Origin of the sequence: Priestia sp. P5 (assembly GCF_029522155.1) — a bacterium.
In the GTDB taxonomy this organism is placed as follows: Bacteria; Bacillota; Bacilli; order Bacillales; family Bacillaceae_H; genus Priestia; species Priestia megaterium_E.
Window position 1 is genome coordinate 1,919,636 of the sequence record NZ_JAKWFJ010000001.1, and the last position, 19,035, is coordinate 1,938,670.

The following is a 19,035-nucleotide window of genomic DNA, read 5'->3' on the forward strand; positions in this document are numbered from 1 at the left end:
CACTGGTTAACCAGAGGCTCTTGATGAAGCAGCTGCTTTATCAAGAGCCTCTTTTTATTACATAATATAGGGATTTAGAGGAGGAACGTATGAAAAAATATTGGCTGTTTTTACTTTCAATTGTAGTAGCTGTGAGCGTGGCAGGATGCGGAACAAACGCATCTTCAAGTGCAGGAGAAAAGAAAGAAAAAGATGTTCAAACGATTGTTGTTGGAACAGGCACTCAGTTTCCTAATATTTGCTTTATCGATGATAAAGGCAAACTGACCGGCTACGATGTAGAAGTAGTAAGAGCAATTGACAAAGAGCTACAGGATTATAAATTTGAATTTAAAACGATGGAATTTTCAAATCTGCTTCTCAGCTTAGAAAGTAATAAAATTGATATGATTGCTCATAATATGGCTCAGAACGCTGAGCGAAAGAAAAAGTTTTTATTTAATGATGAAACATATAATTATTCTCCGCTTTATGTAACAGTTCCTAAAAATCGAAATGATATTCATTCATTAAAAGATTTAGAAGGTAAAAAAATGATTGTAGGAGCTACAAGCAATGCGGCTGTCTATCTAGACAAATACAATCAAAAACACGGCAATAAAATCGATGTAGTTTACGCCGGTCAAGGTGCGGATGATGCCACAACTCAATTAAAAACAGGCCGGGCAGATGCTACGCTTGCGACACCATTTTCCATCGACTTTAGCAATCAAGCGCTGAAATTTCAGCAAAAAACGGTTGGAGATATCGTGATTAATTCAAAAGTATATTTTATGTTTAACAAAAAAGACGAAAAGTTAAAGTCGGAAGTCGATCAGGCGATTAAAAAGCTGAAAAAAGACGGTACGTTAAAAAAACTCAGCACAAAATGGCTAGGAGAAGACTATACGGTGCAAAATTGACTATAGCAAAAAAGCAGCTGCCCATACAGCTGCTTTTTTGTATGATATAAATCCAATAGATAGAGGAAACGATCTGCAAAGAAAACAAAAATTAGTGTATAGTAGAGCTATAAGTACTATAAAAGCAGGACCGCAGTAGGAGGCAATTCATTGATTACGGATTTACAGCGCGGAGATTTCTTTCAAAAAGGACATCGTTATCGCAGAAAACAAATTCATAAGCTTTATAAAGGACAGGAACAAAGCGAAATATCAACGCCGAAAGCGCATCCATATATTTTTATTTTCACAAAAGAAAGCGGAAGTGAATACGGAACAGGACACGGATGGAATAGAGATAAGACCTCTTTTTTCTATACGGGAGAAGGTCAAAGAGGATCGATGCAGCTCATTAAAGGCAATAAAGCGCTTCGTGAACATTTTTTATCAGGAAAAGCCGTTTACTTGTTTCACTACGTGGAGCCGGGAGTAGTCGAGTTTATTAATGAAGTGACGTATATTAATCATCAATTAGAAATTATGTGGGACTCAGACGGAGAGCTTCGTGAAGCCATTATTTTTGAACTGGAACGAAATCCTGTGATCGAGGAAAAAGCAGCAAAGCTGGATGTTGCAGCTTACTCAACTGAACAACTTCGTCATATAGCGTTAGGGGAAGACAAAAAGACAAATATTTATGAGCAAACCGCAGCTCTTAAACAATATGTTCACAAACGCGCAGCTGGTATTTGTGAAGCCTGCGGAGAAAGCGCGCCGTTTATCGCAAAAGATGGAAGCTCCTTTTTGCAAATGTATTATCTTTCAAAGCTGTCAGAGGGCGGACTTTCTAAGCCAAAGGACGCTGCGGCACTATGTCCCAACTGTCATAGCCGTCTACGCTACGGGAAAGATAGTGAAGTATATAAAGAAGAGCTGATTACTAAAATTAATGAAAAAGAAGCAGGAAAGAAAAATGAGTAATATCGTCTTTCTTCATTTTATAAAAAACCGTCTCTAGGCAGGTCAGCTGCCGAGGCGGTTTTTTTGTATGTAGAATGACTTCAAAAAATAAAGACAGTAAAGCGTATAAAAATAATAGAAGAACAGATAATGAAAAACTGAAGCTTTCGTTTAGAAAATAGTAAAAGCTGGGGTGATGTGCTGTGGCAAACAAGTATGACTGTGTCATTATAGGTGGAGGAATTGCAGGACTTCAAGCTGCTATTCAGCTTGGAAGATATAAGCGTAGTGTATTGGTTATTGATTCAAACGATGGACGTTCCAATCTTTGCAAAAATTATCAAAATATATTGGGATGGCCAGAGGGAATAAGCGGTCAAACTTTAAGAGAAACGGGAAGGCAGCAAGCAAAAAGCTACGGCATTCAATTTGCAGAAGAGCGTGTCCTTCAGTGTGAAAAAGAAATAGAAGGGTTTAACGTCATTACAAACTCTGCTAACTACGAAGCCGCTACTTTACTGGTTGCGACCGGAGTCGTAGACCGAATTCCTTCTGAACTTCAGCAAGAGCTACATCACTGTATGGGAAAAACGGTATATGTATGTCCCGACTGCGACGGGTATGAAGTAAATAATAGAAGGGTATTAGTACTAGGGTCGGGAAAAGCAGGAGCCAGTTTATCTCTTACGTTAACATATTGGACAAATGACATTACGTACATTAATCATGACAAAAAAGAGATTGGACTTTTAGCAGATACTTTGATACAAAAGGGAATTACCTATAAAGAAGGGGCAATAAAAAAAGTCATAACTGAAGCAGAAATGTTAAAAGGAGTCATCCTCGAAAACGATGAATTTATCTATGGAGAAAGAGGTTTTTTAGCGTTTGGAGGAAATGAAGTTCGAACAGAATTAGCGCATGGGCTCGGAGTAGAACTCCTAGAAAATCAGCACGTTATCGTAAATTCGCGTACAAAAGAAACAAATGTTTCAAACGTGTGGGCAGCAGGAGACATTGTGGCTCATTCTGAACAAGTTACGGTAGCGATGGGAGAAGGTTTACAAGCCGCTATTTGGATACACAAACGCTTGTTAGAGCTTTATAAAAAATAATTGTTTTTTTATCTGTTTCTGAACACGCTACATTCTAAGTGGGAAAAGTCGATTTTTAGTATTTTGTGTGTAATAAAACTCTGTACAATATTCTGTGTTCAATAACCTTTCTTATTCTATCTTATATTACAATCGGATAAGACCAAAATAAGAAAGAGTGATAATAGGTGTTTATTGGATATGCACGTGTATCAACAGGATTACAAAATTCAGATTTACACACAGATGCACTTATTATCAATTTTATCGTTTTAGTTAAAAAACAAATTACGAACGTCTTCATATGTTTATGATGCACTTTTATGAATGTTTTTGATTAAATAAAAGGAAGTTTGATATTTGAATAAATAAGTTAGATTGGAAAAGCTGGCGCAGGAAAAGCAAGTTCAATACCTCAAGTAGTATTGGACGGTCCTAAAGAAATTGTTAATAGAAGATGCATCTATGTTATTATGTATACTAATGCTCTAAGAAACCGTATAAAAAATTATCAGGTTAAATAAGAAGATACCTAAGCAGTTAGGTACTAAAACCTTGCAGTTCCTCTTATTAAGAAAGTTTATCCCTCCATTGCACCACCTTTTTTATGAACAGCAATTTATAAAAGGAGCACAGATAAAATTGTTACTTAATTAAACGTAGCGAAGTCTTATATAGCTGTTATATCAAATGATTCAAGGGAATACATGTTAATTATACGAATGATTCATCACCTACTATAAGTAAGTATAAAAACGTTGAATTATATAGTTTGACTTAGAGTGCAAGCAGCAAATATCTTACAAGGTGGTATATCTATTGAAAGTTGAAACACGTAGCGTTGAATTTGTTCCAGTAGACGAACGTCATGGAAAAGCAAAAGATTTGTTCCCCATTTGGTTTGGAGCAAACATGCACATTACAACTCTTGTAACAGGTGCATTACCAATTAGTTTAGGCCTTAATTTATTTTGGAGTTTCGCAGCTATTATACTTGGAACCTTATTAGGTGCTATTTTTATGGCTTCACATTCTGCTCAGGGGCCTAAACTTGGAATTCCTCAAATGATTCAAAGTCGAGCACAGTTTGGAGTAATCGGGGCTATTTTTCCGTTATTTCTTGTAATGTTCGTGTATTTAGGTTTTTTCGCAAGTAGTAGTGTGCTTGCAGCACAAACACTAAATAGTTTAATACCCATTAATCAAAGCTGGGCCATAATAATCTTAAATATTCTTTGTTTCGTTGTTACAATTTTTGGCCATGATTTAATTCATAAAATGCAGAAAGTCTTATCATGGTCTTCATTTGTTGTGTATCTAGCAGCAACAATTATTATATTTCAGTTACCACTTCCGACAGGAAGTTTTTCATTAAGTGGTTTGGATTTACCTGTATTTTTACTCGCTATCAGCATTGTAGCAACGTGGCAATTAGCATATGCACCATACGTAGCAGACTATTCACGCTATCTTCCTGTTAATACATCAACTGCACAAACCTTTTGGTATAGTTACCTGGGTACATTTGTGGGGACTGTATGGATGATGATTTTAGGAGCAACTTTAACAATTGCTATTCCTAATTTCCTTGATCATTCTGGTGGGAATTTAGCTCACTTATTCGGAAGTTTTGCTATCTTTATGTATTTGATCATTATTTTTGGTCAACTAGCTATTAATGTTTTTAATTTATATGGTGCTTTCATGTCAACCATTACAACTATAGAGCCCTTTTGGAAGCTGAAAGTAACACAAAAAGTTAGAGTATGGATGATATTTTGTGTTACATTGGCAGGTACTATCCTATGTTTATTAGGCCAAAGTAATTTTCTATCATTTTTCTTAAATTTTATCTTTTTCATTAGCTATTTCTTGATTCCTTGGACGTCTATCAATCTTGTGGACTACTATTTATTGCGCCGTGGTCAATATAATGTGAAAGATATTTTTGATGTAAATGGTCAATACGGAAAAATAAATGGAATCACTTGCATGGCATTTGCTGTATCAATTATTGCAGAAATTCCTTTTATTAACACATCATTCTACATTGGTCCTATAGCAAAGGCATTTGGGGGCGCAGATATTGCGTGGCTAATTGGAATAATAGTTCCTGCGATCTTATATTATTTTCCGATGAAACAAAAGTTAAATAAAGAAGTTTGTGGTAACTGAACTCGAAAGAAAGGCCTGTATCTAAACAGATACAGGCCTTTCTTTAACCCATGAAAAGAGAATAAACATTCTTTTTTTATGTAACAAAAACGAGATGCAAACGATTATGCATCCCGTCATGTGAAGAAGGAAAAATCAGCTTTTAATGCAGCATATGATCTTTAAGGAACACCTCATTTACGTAATTCCATTGCCTAATGAAACAGTAACTTGAAAAAGTATATTCTCTTTAACAAACACCTCATTTAAGCATTGAACTAAAAAATATACAATGTGAACGAAATCGTTCTTGGTCTGGGACAAACACCTCATTTGTATAGTTATAAATGAATATTATTGTCTACCCATTATATATATTCTTACTACGTTCATGACTACCATCCCCTTATGAATCAAATATACATCGATTTACAATAAGGTTTTCTGAAATATGCCTGCTGTAGACACCTCATCCCAAATGTAAGAAGCTTTGTAATGATTAGTTGTAATCAATAACTTGTTTTCCTTCTTCCCTAAATAGAATATCCCAATAGCCTATTTATAATTCAGTAAAGTTAACAGGGGTTTTTTGGATTACATGCACCCTTTATTTATAAGAAAGATTAAATAATGAAGTTTTATTATGAAGATCTGTAATAAGCAGAGGTATGTATGTACTTATTCATTTTATTTGATGTGTTGGAGCATCAAATAGCTATGCCACTTATGTCATATCATAAATTTTTGATAGGGGAAAGGTGAGTAGATAGAATTTGTTAAAGGTATTGTTTTCCTTATTTGCTATCAACCCTACTATATGTTACACTACAGATAACTTATTTTTGTTCGGTATATTGAGAAAAGAAAAAACCTAATTAGAAGTTTTTATCTTGAAATAGTATGTTTGGGCAAGATTGGTAATACATTTGTGGAGCATTCCACAGCAGGAGGCAACATTATGACACAAGGTACAGTAAAATGGTTTAATGCAGACAAAGGTTTCGGTTTCATCGAAGTTGAAGGCGGAGACGATGTATTCGTTCATTTCAGTGCTATTCAAGGTGAAGGTTTCAAATCATTAGAAGAAGGTCAAAAAGTTACTTTTGATATTGAGCAAGGTCAACGTGGAGCACAAGCTGCTAACGTTCACAAAGCATAATCAAAAGTGATAACAAAAAAGACTCCTATGAAGGGGTCTTTTTTTTATGGTCTCATGATTAGCATACTATTGGTTCAATAGAAAACCCAGGCTTTAAAAAAGCCTGGGTTTTAGACAAGACGATCGATACAAGGTTAATTAGTTACAACATACAATAGAGATATAAAGCAAATGTGAATATATGAACAAAGATGTGTGCATTTAATATAAAGTGTAGTCAGTTTCGATTTTTGTAAAAGCATAGCCTTTAAATTCTTTTCCTGGCTTAAAGGCTGGAGCCTTTGTAGCAGCAATCAAGATTTGTTCACCTGTTTGGGGGACACGGCCTGTACGTTTGGCACGTTCACGTACTTCAAATGTACCAAATCCAGCGATTTGAATTTTTTCTTCTTGTGCAAGTGTTGTAGAAATGATTTCGAATAATCCATCAATCGCTTTTTTTGCGTCTTGTTTTGTTAATTCTGATTTTGAAGCAACAGCATCAATAAATTCAGCTTTATTCGTATCTAAATACCTCATTCCTTACTGTGTATAGTCTGTGTAGACAAAAAATATATCATAGTTCCCTTATAAGGATCAAACGTACGTTCTTTTAAATGCGTAATGCATCTGCTAAAAAACTCTAAAAAAGTTAACATTGCATGTTTTGTTTCCTTTTTGTTAGGGAAATGGAAATAAAAGAAAGATAAAAAATGATTAAAAATGAGGAGAAGGAGTGGCAAAAAAGTGGTATATAGTCAAGCAGTAAGAAAACCTGAGTTTCAACAAGCGGAATCGGAAGGGTTAAATGAAGCCATTCACGAGTACATAACTCGTCGTACACGTCACAATGCACCGGTTGTGGATGCGCTTCGATATATTATGACCATTGAACATAAACATGAACGCATGCAGGTAGCAGCAGAACTGTTCGGATCAGCTATTCAGCGTGTAAAAGATCAAGATATTATTCAATATCTAAAAAAATGCGGAAGCTACAAAAGAATTTCTGATACGATGGAATAAAAACGTTTTCTTTGAAAAAGCGCCTTTAATGAGAGGGGGCTTTTTTTGTTTCCTCCATTTAAAAGCGAGGGTAAATACATAGAATTCTTCCAATTTGTGCATAGTAAATGAAGCAGAATTAATTGAGGAAGAGACAGAGTTTTGTATCTGACTGCGGGGACGAATGTTAAGGTCTAGAATAAAGTCTTCATTACAGATACCCACTCTTGAATAAATGAAGATTTACGTATGTATCCCTAGCAGGAGGTTTGGTGTATGAGTCAAGAAATACCGTTAAGTTCAAGTGAAATTGCTACTCTTTGGATGACCTATCAGCAAAAAACAATGACCCAAAGAATTTTGGAATATTTTATTGCACAGGCAGAAGATGACGGGGCAAAAGAAATTATGCAAGATACGCATATGCAAGTGGTGAATTATATTGAAGATATTAAAACGATTCTAAAAAATGAAGGGGCAGCCATACCGGTAGGATATACAGAAAAAGACGTAAATGTAGGGGTTCCTAAGCTCTATGATAAGATGTTTGATATTATGTTTCTTCGCCTTTTAAAAGAAATTAGCATGGGATTACATACGCTTCATTTAACCATGTCCTACAGAAAAGACATGATCTCTCTATATAAAGAGCTTACCGCTTTCACGCAAAGTGGCTATGACAAATGTGTAGATTATCTTCAGGAAAAAAACGTGCTTCCAAGGCCTCCAGCTGTTTCCGTACCTAAAACAGCGAAGTTTGCTGAAGGCACAGATTACATGAATGGCCTCCATTTGTTTTCTAGTAAACGTGCATTAAATACTGTAGAGGTAGCACATATTTATTATGCTATTGAAAGTAACATTCTTGGCATGCAAATGATTACAGGATTCGCTCAAGTAGCAAGTGAGCCTGAAGTGAAGAAGTACTTTGTAAAAGGAAAAGAGCTGGCTAAAAAAGTTGTAAGTGATTATAGCAAAATTCTTTTGGAAAGCGATATTCAAACGCCTGCGACGTGGGGGGCGAAAGCGACCGAGTCGAAAGTAGCACCTTTTTCAGATAAACTGATGATGTACTGCGTGAGTTTATTCTGCAGTTTCGGGCTGGGGAGCAACGCTTTAGGCACTGCGTTTAGTTTGCGTGGAGATCTTCCCCTTACTCTTGTCAGTACGGCCAAAGACATTTTAACATACGGGCAAGACGGGGGAAAAATCATGGCCAAAAACGGATGGCTTGAGGAACCGCCAAGTATGGAAGACCGAAATGATTTGATTAAATAGAAAGATCATAATACATCAAGAAAACTTCTTTTTTTAAAAGAAGTTTTTTCTTTTGGATAAAAATGTCGTTATTTGTTCATTTAACGGTTTGTTTTTTGAATAAAAAGGATATATAAACTATAAATTTACAATTATATGATAAAAAAGGAGGATTTTGCAGATGAAATGGTACATAAAGGTGTTAAAAAATTACGGGGTATTTTCTGGTCGAGCAAGCCGAACTGAATACTGGATGTTTGTGTTAGTTAACTTTGTTATTTCATGTATTCTTTCGTTCCTTCAGTTCGTTATTGATAAGCCTCTTTTTCTGCCGGTTATCTATTCGTTATTGGTTGCAGTCCCATCGTTAGCGGTAGGAGCAAGAAGACTCCACGATACGGGAAAAAGCGGATGGTGGCAGCTCATTACATTGGTTCCACTTATCGGCGGTATTTGGCTAATTGTGTTATTCTGCCAGCCTAGCGATCCAAAAGAGAATCGTTTTGGTACAACGGCCAAAGCAGCATAAATAGAACTCCCCCTTATATAAGGGGGAGTTTTTTAGTGCACAGGTTCCACTATAGCTCCATCATAAGCCGATTGGTAAATGGCTCGTATGTCTTTTTCATGAAGAGGTAAAGGACTGCGAGCAAGAATTCGTTTTTGCTGGACGCCATCTTCTGTCAGCTTTTGAAGGGCACTTTCTGGAATATCAAATCCGCGAAGGGTTTGAGGAATTCCGACGTCTTTAACAAGTGACTGCAGTTGTTTTACACACTGATAAGAAGCTTTCTCTTCTGATAAAGAAGTAGCGTTTCCGCCTAGTGCTTCAAAAATATCCCGCATCTTTGTCACGCAGCTGCTGCGGATATAGCCCATAACGTATGGAAGCAGTACGGCGTTTGATTCACCGTGAGAAATATGAAACTGTCCGCCTAATGGATATGCAAGTGCATGAACACCAGCAACACCAGCGTTAAAAAAAGCGAGACCTGCTAAATAGCTTCCGTAGCTCATCTGAGTTCGCGCTTTTTTATCTTCGCCATTTTCTACAGCTGTTCTTAAAGAAGAGCTGATCATGCGTATAGCCTTTAGGGCTAAGGCGTCCGTTACTGGATTTGCATTTACCGATACATAAGCTTCAACGGCATGAGTTAATGCATCAATCCCTGTAGCCGCCGTTACTTTAGAAGGAACGCTTAGCGTAAGCTCGGGATCTACAATGGCGGTGTCCGCAAGCAAATGGTCGTGGGTCACGACGTCTTTGCTGCTTTCAAGAGACAGCACAGAGATATTCGTTACTTCTGAACCTGTACCAGAAGTGGTGGGAATTAAAATTTTTGGAAGCCCTTTTTCCGTAATTTGTTTTGTGCCAGTTAAGTTCAAGTATTCTTCTACAGCTCCGTCGTGAACGGCTAAAACGGCCGTAAGTTTTGCTAAATCTAACGCGCTACCGCCGCCAACGCCAATGACTAAATCAAATTTTCGGCTTTTTGCGTAAGATACGAGTTTTTCACCAAGTGCTAAGGGCGGCTCTGGTGCCGTATCTGCGTATACATCTACTTCGTATCCATTTTGGATAAGAGGAGTACTCACTTTATCTACAAGTCCAATGTCTTTTAACACGGGATCTGTGACGATTAAAATATGAGCAGGGTCATATTTTTTTATTTCCGGAAGCAGTTGCTGAAGTGATCCCCATCCTGTATAGCTAAGAGGGGTAAAAACTAGTTTTGACACAGTCATTCTTTTATCCTCCTATAGGCACTGTTTTGTTGGCGGTTTCAAAGATGTGGTTTTGCTTCTACGTATATTATAATGAAGTATCGCAAATTTTTCATTGAATGCAAATTAGCTGTCACGAAAAAATTGAGCTTTACTTAACAGAGGCAAAGGATGGGGAAATGTTGAGATACGTAACAAAAGAATTAGCTCAGAAAATTGTTTGTAGAACAATGGAGATTATTGATTGCAACATTAACGTGATGAACGAAAAAGGAGTCATTATTGGTTCTGGTGACAAAAAGCGAATGGACCAAATTCACGAAGGAGCGCTAATGGTATTAAAAAGCGGCAGTTCCTACGAAATTACTCAGCAGCAGGCTGACTCGCTGCGCGGAGCCAAACCGGGCGTGAATTTGCCTATTTTCTTTAACGGAGAAATTGTTGGAGTCGTGGGATTAACAGGACTGCCAGAGCAGATTCGTAATTACGGAGAACTCGTGCGTATGGCAGCTGAAATGATTTTTCAAGAAATGATTTTAATAGAAGAAATTCAGTGGGATGAACGATTAAAAGAAGAGCTGGTTCATCAACTTCTTCAACAAGAAGATCCGTTTGACTCTTTATTTTTTGACCGGGCGAATCGCTTTGATATTAACTTATATCTTCCACGAGTGGCACTGATTGTTACAGCGAACAATCGCCATGAAGTTATGAAGCTTGTAAAGAAATACATAGCTAATAATGACCTATACGCTATGCTTCCAGACGGAGTGGTCATATTAAAATCTACAGAAGCAGGCAGTGCTAGTAGCTATGCGGAACAGCTGGAAAAACAGCTTCGGGCGTCTGGTATGGTGTGTAAGTTAGCGACAGGATCTGTTCAAGCTGATTTTAAAGGCCTTCCTGTATCTTATCAGCAGGCGAAAGATACGCTTGCGGTTGGTTCAAAGCTTCATCCAGAAGCTGTTTTCTACTGCTATTCGGATTATCAAATTCCTGTGCTGTTACGTCAATGCGCCGGTTTTCAAGAAAATCATGATCTGTTGCATCACTATAAAAAGCTTAAGGAATATGATAAGAAAAAAGAGCTTATCGAAACGTTAACGACCTACATAGAAGAAAATGGCGAAGGAAGCACGACAGCTAAAAAGCTTTTTATACATCGCAATACGCTAAGCTACCGTCTAGATAAAATTCAAGATATTACGGGAAAAGATCCAAGGAAAGTAAAAGACCTTCTCGAACTGTATGTAGCGCTACTGCTATCTAAAATTTCATAATTGTGCACGTGCATAAAAGATCTTGTGATAGCAAGGTCTTTTTCTGTTGAAGTGACTAATGAAAGAATATTAGATAGCGCTTACAATTTACTTTAGGGACAGGAGAAACAAGAAAGGGGATGCTTTATGGACGTTCAAGTAAGCGCATTAGGCGCTATTTGTGCATTAGTAATTGCTATTATATTAATCTTAAAGAAAGTGGCTCCAGCATACGGAATGATAGCCGGAGCTTTAATTGGAGGACTGATTGGCGGAGTTAATATCGCTGATACCGTTAATTTAATGATTGAAGGCGCACAAGGAATTATTCCGGCAGTACTGCGGATTCTTGCAGCTGGAATATTAGCCGGCGTATTAATAGAATCAGGTGCTGCAGCGGTTATAGCAGAAACCATTGTAAAAAAACTAGGTGAAACAAAAGCGCTTTTAGCTCTAGCGCTAGCCACACTTATTCTTACGACAGTAGGCGTGTTTGTTGATGTAGCGGTTATCACAGTGGCGCCTATTGCTTTAGCTATTGCTAAACGTACGGGTATGTCAAAGCCAGCTATTTTATTAGCAATGATTGGAGGGGGAAAGGCAGGGAATTTAATGTCTCCTAATCCTAACGCTATTGCTGCTTCAGATGCATTTAATATTCCTCTTACATCCGTGATGGCTGCAGGAATTATTCCCGCTGTATTTGGCGTAGCGGCCACTTATCTAGTAGCCAAACGATTAGTGAAAAAAGGAACAATGGTTCAAGCTGAAGAAATAGATACAGTGGATGCAAGCAGTTTGCCGCTGTTTTTAACGGCTATCATAGCACCCATTGTTACCATCGTGCTGCTGGCACTGCGACCGCTTTTTGACCTTAATATTGATCCGATGGTTGCACTTCCTGCAGGAGGGATTGTTGGTGCCATTGTGATGAAAAAAGGAAAACAGCTTAATACATACGCTATTTCAGGGTTAGGGAAAATGTCAGGTGTAGCCATTATGCTACTTGGAACGGGGACATTGGCAGGAATCATTGCCAACTCTCAGTTAAAAGACGTGATTATTCAAGGCTTGTCTGCCATTGGATTGCCAGCTTATGTTTTAGCTCCGGTTTCAGGTATTTTTATGTCAGCCGCAACCGCTTCGACAACTGCAGGAACAGCAGTCGCAAGCCAAGTTTTTGGCTCGACGATTTTAGAGCTAGGCGTTTCTGCTTTAGCCGGGGCTGCTATGGTTCATGCCGGAGCAACCGTACTTGATCACCTTCCGCACGGAAGCTTTTTCCACGCAACGGGCGGAAGTGTAAATATGAAAATAAAAGAACGTTTAAAATTAATACCGTACGAATCGCTTATTGGACTCATTATGGCAATTGTATCCACGCTTATATTTGGTGTATTAAAGCTATACGGGTAAAAACAAAAAGGAGTGTTTGCGCATGAAAATTGTGATTGCACCGGATTCATTTAAAGAAAGCTTAACGGCTTTGCGCGTTTGTGAAGCCGTGGAAAAAGGAATAAAAACTCATTTTCCTAACGCGGGGATTAGTAAAGTACCTATGGCAGATGGAGGAGAAGGAACCGTTCAGTCGCTTGTAGACGCAACGGGTGGAGAGATTATACAAACGCGAGTAACCGGACCTTTAGGGAAAGAGGTGGAAGCTTTTTACGGAATTCTTGGAGACAGGAAAACGGCTGTTATTGAAATGGCGGCCGCTTCAGGTCTTCATCATGTCCCTGTCGATAAACGAAATCCGCTTATCACAACAACGCGAGGAACCGGCGAGCTCATTCTTAAAGCGTTAGATCATAAAGTGAAGCATATCATTATTGGCATTGGAGGAAGTGCTACAAATGATGGAGGAGCCGGTATGGCAAAAGCTTTAGGGGCAAAGCTTCTTGATGCTAACGGAGCAGAAATAAAAGAAGGAGGCGGCAGCTTAGATCAGTTAACTGCTATTGATCTGACAAACTTGGATTCCAGACTTGCTAAAGTCAAAGTAGAAGTGGCGTGCGACGTAGACAATCCGTTAACTGGTGAAACCGGAGCATCCGCCGTATTTGGGCCTCAAAAAGGCGCAACTCCTGATATGGTTAGACAGCTTGACCGTAATCTAGCTCATTACGCAGCGGTTATTAAAAAAGAAATGGATATTCATATTCAAAACGTCCCTGGTGCCGGAGCGGCAGGAGGACTAGGAGGCGGCCTGCTGGCATTTTTATCTGCGGAGTTAAAGCCAGGTGTAGATATTGTAATTGAAGCAACTCAGCTAGAAAGCTATATTAAGGATGCCAATCTTGTCATTACCGGTGAAGGAAGAATAGATGGACAAACCATTTACGGAAAAACACCCATTGGCGTAGCAAAAACGGCAAAAAAGCATAGCGTTCCGGTGATAGCGATAGCAGGGAGCATTGGAGTGGGAAGCGAAGCTGTGTATGAACATGGTATTTCAGCTTTATTTAGCGTCGTGCCGGGGGCAGTGACTCTGTCAGAAGCAATGGAAAAAGCCGATGAAAATATTGAACGAACGGCTAAAAACGTAGCATCAGTTGTACGTTTAGCCATAAAACAAAGGACTTAAAGTTCTTCTTATTCTCTTTTTAATAAATGTTAGAAGGTCTCTTCCATCAGAAGAGACCTTTTTTCGTGCAGGACCGAAGTAAGCTGCTATCATTCTTTTAAATTTTATATAGGAAATAGAACTAAATGTTTTCTGAAGCGTCATAGTAAGTAAGCAGTTCCAAAGATTCGCTAGCATTCTCGTCAGCTTACTAACTGCTACTTACGGAAAGGAGAGGTAAACGTGCAAAAAAAGTTTAGGTTCTTGAAAATTCTACGAAACGTGATAGTAGCTATATTGGGGATATGCATGGTGTGGATTGTAACGAATCAAGTTATGATGGCAGTGGAAAAGAAAAAGTACCCGCCTATTGGTCAATTAGTAGAGGTTAATGGCAGAGACATTCATGTATATACAAAAGGTAAAGGGGAAAATACAATTGTACTACTAAGCGGCTTGGGAACGGCTGCGCCTGCACTGGATTTTGAACCGTTAGTAAATGAACTGTCGAAGGATAATAAAGTTGTGGTAGTAGAACCATTTGGATACGGATGGAGTGACATTACGAATAAAAAACGTACGGTAGAAAATAGTGTAAGCGAGATGAGAGAAGCTTTGCAAAAATCGGATATAAAGGGTCCTTACATATTAATGCCGCACTCAGTTTCTGGCGTTTACAGCATGTATTATGCTAATAAATATCCAAGTGAAGTAAAAGCAATTATTGGAATAGACCCTACGTTGCCAAAAGCGCTGGATTATTTTAAAGAAGAAGCGCCGAATATACCAAGTTTGATGAGTGTTTTAGCGCCAAGTGGACTTGCTCGCTTAGCCCTTCTTACTAGTCCTAATCAGTATCTACCTCTAGCCGAAGAAGGAACGTATACAACAAAAAATTTAAAAATGACAAAAGCAATCTCCAGCTGGAAAGGCTACAACAAAAACGTCATCGATGAAGCAAAAGAACTGAACAACAATATAAATAAAACCATCGATATGTCGTTTCCTTCAAAGATTCCTGTAATGATTTTTACTAGAAAAATAGATAAAGAAGCAAAAGAAGGAAAATCGAATATTACGTTTTATCAAAATCAATTAAGTCACGTATCGTCGCAAAAGCTAGTTGTTTTACAAGGACATCACTATTTACATTGGACGAAGTACAGAGAAATCAGCAAATATGTAAATGATTTTATAGATACATCTATTAATTCAAGTACAAAAAAATAAAGTGTATCCAAGAAAAGGAGCCCCGAACTGTGGGTCTCCTTTTTCTTTTACAGGAAAGAACTAAATATGGTTTATTAGTTTTACAGCCATAAATGTTATAATTAACCAATCGTTAAATTGATTTACATATAGAGGAGGAAAATCATGATTAAAGCCGTCATTTTTGATTTAGATGGGACATTATTAGACCGAGACAGTTCACTAAAGCTTTTTATTCAAGATCAGTACGAGAGATATAGTGAAGAACTAGCACTCATACCCAAGCAAGAGTACACATCTAGATTTATTGAGTTAGATCAAAAAGGCTACGTATGGAAAGATAAAGTATACCAGCAGCTTTTGACTGAATATGATATTCCAAGTTTAACGTGGGAAGGGATGCTAGACGACTACCTTCACTATTTTCCAGCTCACTGCGTTCCGTTTTTACATATGGAGGATGTACTAAAAGAGCTAAAGAAAAAAGGGTTGTTACTAGGCATGATCACAAATGGTTTTACGGACTTTCAGTGGATGAATATTAAGGGGCTTGGAATTGATCACTATTTTGATACCATACTTGTTTCCGAACAAGAAGGCATTAAAAAACCGCATAAAGATATCTTTTTGCGAGCGTTAAAAGCGCTTGATGTGTCGGCTGAAGAAAGTGTATATATCGGGGATCATCCAGAAAATGATGTGCTTGGCGCAAGAGGCGCGGGCATGCATGCTGTATGGAAAAAAGACGTTTTCTTTGACGGAAGTTTCAAAGATTCGTATGTAATAGAGAATTTAAAAGAGGTGTTAAACGTTATTAATGAGTTTCAAGAATGCTGATGTGAAAAGGAGAAACACGATGAAAACCGAAGTTCGTCTATTGACTGATGAAGATCTTAAAGAAGCAGCAATCATCTATACAAACGTTTTTAGCGCCCGGCCTTGGAATGAACCTTGGAGTATAAACACTGCTTATGCCCGTTTATACGATATCAGTAAAACTCCAGGTTACATAGGGATAGGTTACTTTCATAGTGAAAACAATAAACTCACAGGATTTATAGTAGGAAATGAAGAACAGTGGGCGAACTATAAGACGTTTTATGTAAATGAAATTTGTGTGTTAAGCAGCACTCAGCAAACTGGCATAGGAACGAGTCTTTTATCTTTCCTTAAAGAGCTACTTATACAAAAAGAAGTGAAAGAAGTCTATGTGTCTACTGAAAGAGGCCAAGGCAAACCAGAACGTTTCTTTGAAAAAAACGGTTTTACAACTGATGAATCTCGTATACTGATGGCGGTAAATGTAGATTGAATATAAGTGAATGGGTGTAAGGTATCCGTTTTGTTGTTCCAGGAGGAACGGTTTATAAAGCAGGAGGAAATAATTTATGATTTTTTCGCTACTAGTTTTAGCCGCTATTTTAATGGTGAGTATTCCGTTGATGATTATTATGATTAAAACGGTGTGGCATCGAAAGCTTCCCCGTAATTACTATACGCCGTTTGATTATCTTGCTGCACAAACAGAAGAAGAGTTTCACGAAGCGCAAAATGAACGAGAAATAGAAGAAAAAGAAGGAGATGCCAAAAGAAGAAAAAGCTAAGGTGATATGTGTATCCTTCTTTGTAATACTAGAAATAAACAGGCTATAAACCGTGTTAAGGAGTGGAATTGACTCTTTGTTTTTTACAAACGTAAATCATTTGAGTGCTTTGGTTGGTCAAAGCGCTCTTTTTCCAATCTCCGTAGACGCTCGTAATCATAAATCCGCTACGTGTTAAAAGATACGCCATTTCTTGCGGGAACGTGTAGCGTAAATCTATTTTCGTTGTTATTTCTTTTATGATTGTTTTATCGTAATCTCTTATCTTTCTAGTTGTGAGGTTATGCTGAATTTGTTTGATGGCATCATAGTGGCTGCTTATGTAGACGTCTGTTGTATATCGGGTGTCAGGATCTTGATAGCTTTTCCAATATTCTTCTGCTTCTGTTGATGTTAGCTCTTCTATAGAAGGAAAACGTATTCCAACAATAAAGGTTCCACCTTCGTTCAAATGCGTATAAACGCGGTGTAAAAAGGCATGCTGCTCTTCATTTGTTAGAAAATGCTGAAATGAATTTCCTACGATATAAATAAAGTCGCTTTTTACTTTTAAGTCGAGTTTAGTACAGTCTTGTTCCACCCATTTAACAGATAGCTTCAAAGCCTCGGCTTTCTTCTGCGCTTCTTGCAGCATAGGTGGATGAATATCTACTCCAATCAGTGAATGTCCCGCTTGTGCTAATGGAATAGTTGCGCGCCCTGTACCACAGGCTAAGTCAAGGATCATTCCGCGTTTGTTAGCTGCTTCTGTTAGTAAAAAAGCAACGTCTTCTGTATACTGCTCATTTTCATCATCGTATAAAAGAGGGTTATTATATTCGTCTAAATTTGTTAACATAAAGGCTGGCCTCCGTGTAGGCGTATTTTTACATAATTATAGCAAATAAGGTTCCTAATGTTCTTAAAAACATAGAGAAATGGAGTGGTAAATAATTTGGAGTATCTATATTCTTTTATGATTAGAAAAATAGCGGTGGGATTTGTCGTCGTGAAGGTTTGGACTTTCTGCGTATTCTTAGCTGCTGTATCTATTATTTTCAGCTATATAGATCGGTGGCTGCATTTGGATCTTAAACTGCCAGTATTTGATATTCCTACTCGATTTGGTGATTTTCATTGGATGGGTAAAGTAATAGCACTGCTCATTTTGCTTTCCGCCGTGATTGAATTAGCCGTGAACGTTTCAATTAAAAAAACAAGTGAAAAACGTGAACCCATGTTTTCAGCGCTCTATCACTTGATTGCTGTATGCTCATTAGTGTTCACGTTAGGAAGACTAGTCGCTTTATTTTTTATCGCTGCTTTTATCTCAGAGCGAATCTTTATGCGTGCAGGGCTGCGTAATAAAGCATCAAATATCGCCCGAAATAAAGAGGCTTAAATTACAAAAAGAAAGAGGCAAAACTAGTTTCAGCTCTTTCTTTTTACAGCCCAATCCTCCACAATTTCCGTGAATTCATCTAGGTGTTCTTCAAATATCCGTTTTCGATGTCCGTTTGCTCCGGATGGATGAGGAAAGCCAAATAAATACGTATGCCGAGAAAACGAAGGTTCACGCGAAAGTTTTCTTAAAACATTTTCAACTGCTTTTCCTAGCGGAATGATTAAACATGGATTCTTTATTTCGCTCAATTCATGCGTGAACACTTCAAAAGCATAGTGTGAAAGAAGCGCTGATCGTTCAATTGGCGGCTGATGACCCGTATAGTTTTTTCCTTTGTAAAATACAGGATACTTTAATACGGACGTGGTATGCAGCATATCTCGCTGTGAAGCAAATAACTCAGCGGCACTGTCCATACCGATCGCTTTTTGAACGCCGCACCTGTCTAACATGTCTATTAAATTGACTCTCATCGTTCCGCTAAAGCTAGCGGATTTTTTTGTTTCGCACAGTACTTGTTCAAGCGGATGATGATGGGACAGGCTGGAAACGCATTGTTTAAAAGCGGTTTTCATTTGAAACCAGCCCGGTGTGATGCCCGCAATGACAATATGAGCGTCTGGATTTATGTAGTCGTTATGAGGTGAGTAGTACATGCTTAATCCATTTTCTTGTCCTATTAAAAAGTCTTTTTGCAACAGCTGTTCTTTCGTGAAATTCATATTATGCAATTGTTTAATGGCAGGCAGACATTGTTGGAAATAAGAATGTTGGCTCATCATAGGCTCTCTCTTTCCTTATC

Annotated in this window: 20 protein-coding genes; 16 read left to right on the top strand and 4 right to left on the bottom strand. The window is 38.0% G+C overall.

The window, feature by feature from the left end:
* The first annotated feature begins 89 nt into the window (after positions 1-89).
* From MMB69_RS10520 to MMB69_RS10540, 5 genes are all read left to right on the top strand, one after another.
* Positions 90-902 carry an amino acid ABC transporter substrate-binding protein gene (locus MMB69_RS10520; RefSeq protein ID WP_016764533.1) on the top strand — a complete coding sequence of 271 codons (813 nt, stop codon included), beginning with the start codon at positions 90-92 and terminating at the stop codon, positions 900-902.
* 150 nt (positions 903-1,052) lie between these two features.
* Positions 1,053-1,862 carry an HNH endonuclease gene (locus MMB69_RS10525; RefSeq protein ID WP_221784890.1) on the top strand — a complete coding sequence of 270 codons (810 nt, stop codon included), beginning with the start codon at positions 1,053-1,055 and terminating at the stop codon, positions 1,860-1,862.
* 182 nt (positions 1,863-2,044) lie between these two features.
* The gene (locus MMB69_RS10530) at positions 2,045-2,956 is read left to right on the top strand and encodes an NAD(P)/FAD-dependent oxidoreductase (protein WP_221784891.1); all 912 of its coding nucleotides are present in this window, start codon (positions 2,045-2,047) and stop codon (positions 2,954-2,956) included.
* 798 nt (positions 2,957-3,754) lie between these two features.
* Entirely contained in the window at positions 3,755-5,110 is a 1,356-nt protein-coding gene (locus MMB69_RS10535) for a purine-cytosine permease family protein (protein WP_277447669.1), read from the top strand.
* A 937-nt stretch (positions 5,111-6,047) separates the two neighbouring features.
* On the top strand, positions 6,048-6,248 hold the full coding sequence (locus tag MMB69_RS10540) for a cold-shock protein (protein WP_045295226.1): 201 nt from the start codon (positions 6,048-6,050) through the stop codon (positions 6,246-6,248).
* A gap of 201 nt (positions 6,249-6,449) precedes the next feature.
* On the opposite strand, the gene MMB69_RS10545 is transcribed toward MMB69_RS10540, so the two are convergent.
* Positions 6,450-6,767, bottom strand: coding sequence for an HU family DNA-binding protein (locus MMB69_RS10545; protein ID WP_277447670.1), 318 nt, complete (start codon positions 6,765-6,767; stop codon positions 6,450-6,452).
* A 207-nt stretch (positions 6,768-6,974) separates the two neighbouring features.
* Between MMB69_RS10545 and MMB69_RS10550 the strand changes: the two genes are divergently transcribed.
* From MMB69_RS10550 to MMB69_RS10560, 3 genes are all read left to right on the top strand, one after another.
* Positions 6,975-7,253: a hypothetical protein gene (locus tag MMB69_RS10550; RefSeq protein ID WP_013083544.1), complete on the top strand. Its 279-nt coding sequence runs from the start codon at positions 6,975-6,977 to the stop codon at positions 7,251-7,253.
* A gap of 255 nt (positions 7,254-7,508) precedes the next feature.
* Entirely contained in the window at positions 7,509-8,510 is a 1,002-nt protein-coding gene (locus MMB69_RS10555; protein ID WP_277447671.1) for a DUF3231 family protein, read from the top strand.
* A gap of 160 nt (positions 8,511-8,670) precedes the next feature.
* Complete coding sequence (locus MMB69_RS10560; RefSeq protein WP_098999501.1) at positions 8,671-9,018, top strand: DUF805 domain-containing protein; 348 nt, start codon at positions 8,671-8,673, stop codon at positions 9,016-9,018.
* A 32-nt stretch (positions 9,019-9,050) separates the two neighbouring features.
* Here the strand turns inward: MMB69_RS10560 and MMB69_RS10565 are convergent, their stop codons facing one another.
* The gene (locus MMB69_RS10565) at positions 9,051-10,235 is read right to left on the bottom strand and encodes an iron-containing alcohol dehydrogenase (RefSeq protein WP_277447672.1); all 1,185 of its coding nucleotides are present in this window, start codon (positions 10,233-10,235) and stop codon (positions 9,051-9,053) included.
* 158 nt (positions 10,236-10,393) lie between these two features.
* Between MMB69_RS10565 and MMB69_RS10570 the strand changes: the two genes are divergently transcribed.
* From MMB69_RS10570 to MMB69_RS10600, 7 genes are all read left to right on the top strand, one after another.
* The gene (locus MMB69_RS10570) at positions 10,394-11,494 is read left to right on the top strand and encodes a sugar diacid recognition domain-containing protein (RefSeq protein WP_277447673.1); all 1,101 of its coding nucleotides are present in this window, start codon (positions 10,394-10,396) and stop codon (positions 11,492-11,494) included.
* A gap of 126 nt (positions 11,495-11,620) precedes the next feature.
* The gene (locus MMB69_RS10575; protein WP_121945309.1) at positions 11,621-12,889 is read left to right on the top strand and encodes a GntP family permease; all 1,269 of its coding nucleotides are present in this window, start codon (positions 11,621-11,623) and stop codon (positions 12,887-12,889) included.
* Between the two features lie 22 nt (positions 12,890-12,911).
* Entirely contained in the window at positions 12,912-14,057 is a 1,146-nt protein-coding gene (locus MMB69_RS10580) for a glycerate kinase (RefSeq protein WP_277447674.1), read from the top strand.
* A gap of 315 nt (positions 14,058-14,372) precedes the next feature.
* Positions 14,373-15,266: an alpha/beta fold hydrolase gene (locus tag MMB69_RS10585; RefSeq protein ID WP_221785116.1), complete on the top strand. Its 894-nt coding sequence runs from the start codon at positions 14,373-14,375 to the stop codon at positions 15,264-15,266.
* Between the two features lie 144 nt (positions 15,267-15,410).
* Positions 15,411-16,082, top strand: a complete 672-nt coding sequence (locus MMB69_RS10590; protein ID WP_221784898.1) for an HAD family hydrolase — start codon at positions 15,411-15,413, stop codon at positions 16,080-16,082.
* 19 nt (positions 16,083-16,101) lie between these two features.
* On the top strand, positions 16,102-16,557 hold the full coding sequence (locus MMB69_RS10595; protein WP_277447675.1) for a GNAT family N-acetyltransferase: 456 nt from the start codon (positions 16,102-16,104) through the stop codon (positions 16,555-16,557).
* A gap of 76 nt (positions 16,558-16,633) precedes the next feature.
* Entirely contained in the window at positions 16,634-16,849 is a 216-nt protein-coding gene (locus MMB69_RS10600) for a DUF3951 domain-containing protein (RefSeq protein ID WP_014459685.1), read from the top strand.
* A gap of 55 nt (positions 16,850-16,904) precedes the next feature.
* On the opposite strand, the gene MMB69_RS10605 is transcribed toward MMB69_RS10600, so the two are convergent.
* Complete coding sequence (locus tag MMB69_RS10605; RefSeq protein WP_221784899.1) at positions 16,905-17,687, bottom strand: class I SAM-dependent methyltransferase; 783 nt, start codon at positions 17,685-17,687, stop codon at positions 16,905-16,907.
* A gap of 117 nt (positions 17,688-17,804) precedes the next feature.
* Between MMB69_RS10605 and MMB69_RS10610 the strand changes: the two genes are divergently transcribed.
* Positions 17,805-18,230, top strand: coding sequence for a hypothetical protein (locus MMB69_RS10610; RefSeq protein ID WP_182421442.1), 426 nt, complete (start codon positions 17,805-17,807; stop codon positions 18,228-18,230).
* Positions 18,231-18,259: 29 nt separating this feature from the next.
* Here MMB69_RS10610 and MMB69_RS10615 read toward each other — a convergent pair whose 3' ends face one another.
* A complete protein-coding gene (locus MMB69_RS10615) occupies positions 18,260-19,015 on the bottom strand; it encodes a hypothetical protein (protein WP_277447676.1) in 756 nt (251 codons plus the stop codon).
* Positions 19,016-19,035 lie beyond the last annotated feature (20 nt).

Bases quoted from the DNA above. Each gene is read 5' to 3' on its own strand.
- MMB69_RS10595 (WP_277447675.1), top strand. From the start codon at position 16,102: ATGAAAACCGAAGTTCGTCTATTGACTGATGAAGATCTTAAAGAAGCA.
- MMB69_RS10575 (WP_121945309.1), top strand. From the start codon at position 11,621: ATGGACGTTCAAGTAAGCGCATTAGGCGCTATTTGTGCATTAGTAATT.
- MMB69_RS10610 (WP_182421442.1), top strand. From the start codon at position 17,805: ATGATTAGAAAAATAGCGGTGGGATTTGTCGTCGTGAAGGTTTGGACT.
- MMB69_RS10580 (WP_277447674.1), top strand. From the start codon at position 12,912: ATGAAAATTGTGATTGCACCGGATTCATTTAAAGAAAGCTTAACGGCT.
- MMB69_RS10590 (WP_221784898.1), top strand. From the start codon at position 15,411: ATGATTAAAGCCGTCATTTTTGATTTAGATGGGACATTATTAGACCGA.
- MMB69_RS10585 (WP_221785116.1), top strand. From the start codon at position 14,373: ATGATGGCAGTGGAAAAGAAAAAGTACCCGCCTATTGGTCAATTAGTA.
- MMB69_RS10605 (WP_221784899.1), bottom strand. From the start codon at position 17,687: ATGTTAACAAATTTAGACGAATATAATAACCCTCTTTTATACGATGAT.
- MMB69_RS10615 (WP_277447676.1), bottom strand. From the start codon at position 19,015: ATGATGAGCCAACATTCTTATTTCCAACAATGTCTGCCTGCCATTAAA.
- MMB69_RS10560 (WP_098999501.1), top strand. From the start codon at position 8,671: ATGAAATGGTACATAAAGGTGTTAAAAAATTACGGGGTATTTTCTGGT.
- MMB69_RS10545 (WP_277447670.1), bottom strand. From the start codon at position 6,767: ATGAGGTATTTAGATACGAATAAAGCTGAATTTATTGATGCTGTTGCT.
- MMB69_RS10600 (WP_014459685.1), top strand. From the start codon at position 16,634: ATGATTTTTTCGCTACTAGTTTTAGCCGCTATTTTAATGGTGAGTATT.
- MMB69_RS10520 (WP_016764533.1), top strand. From the start codon at position 90: ATGAAAAAATATTGGCTGTTTTTACTTTCAATTGTAGTAGCTGTGAGC.
- MMB69_RS10570 (WP_277447673.1), top strand. From the start codon at position 10,394: ATGTTGAGATACGTAACAAAAGAATTAGCTCAGAAAATTGTTTGTAGA.
- MMB69_RS10555 (WP_277447671.1), top strand. From the start codon at position 7,509: ATGAGTCAAGAAATACCGTTAAGTTCAAGTGAAATTGCTACTCTTTGG.
- MMB69_RS10565 (WP_277447672.1), bottom strand. From the start codon at position 10,235: ATGACTGTGTCAAAACTAGTTTTTACCCCTCTTAGCTATACAGGATGG.
- MMB69_RS10540 (WP_045295226.1), top strand. From the start codon at position 6,048: ATGACACAAGGTACAGTAAAATGGTTTAATGCAGACAAAGGTTTCGGT.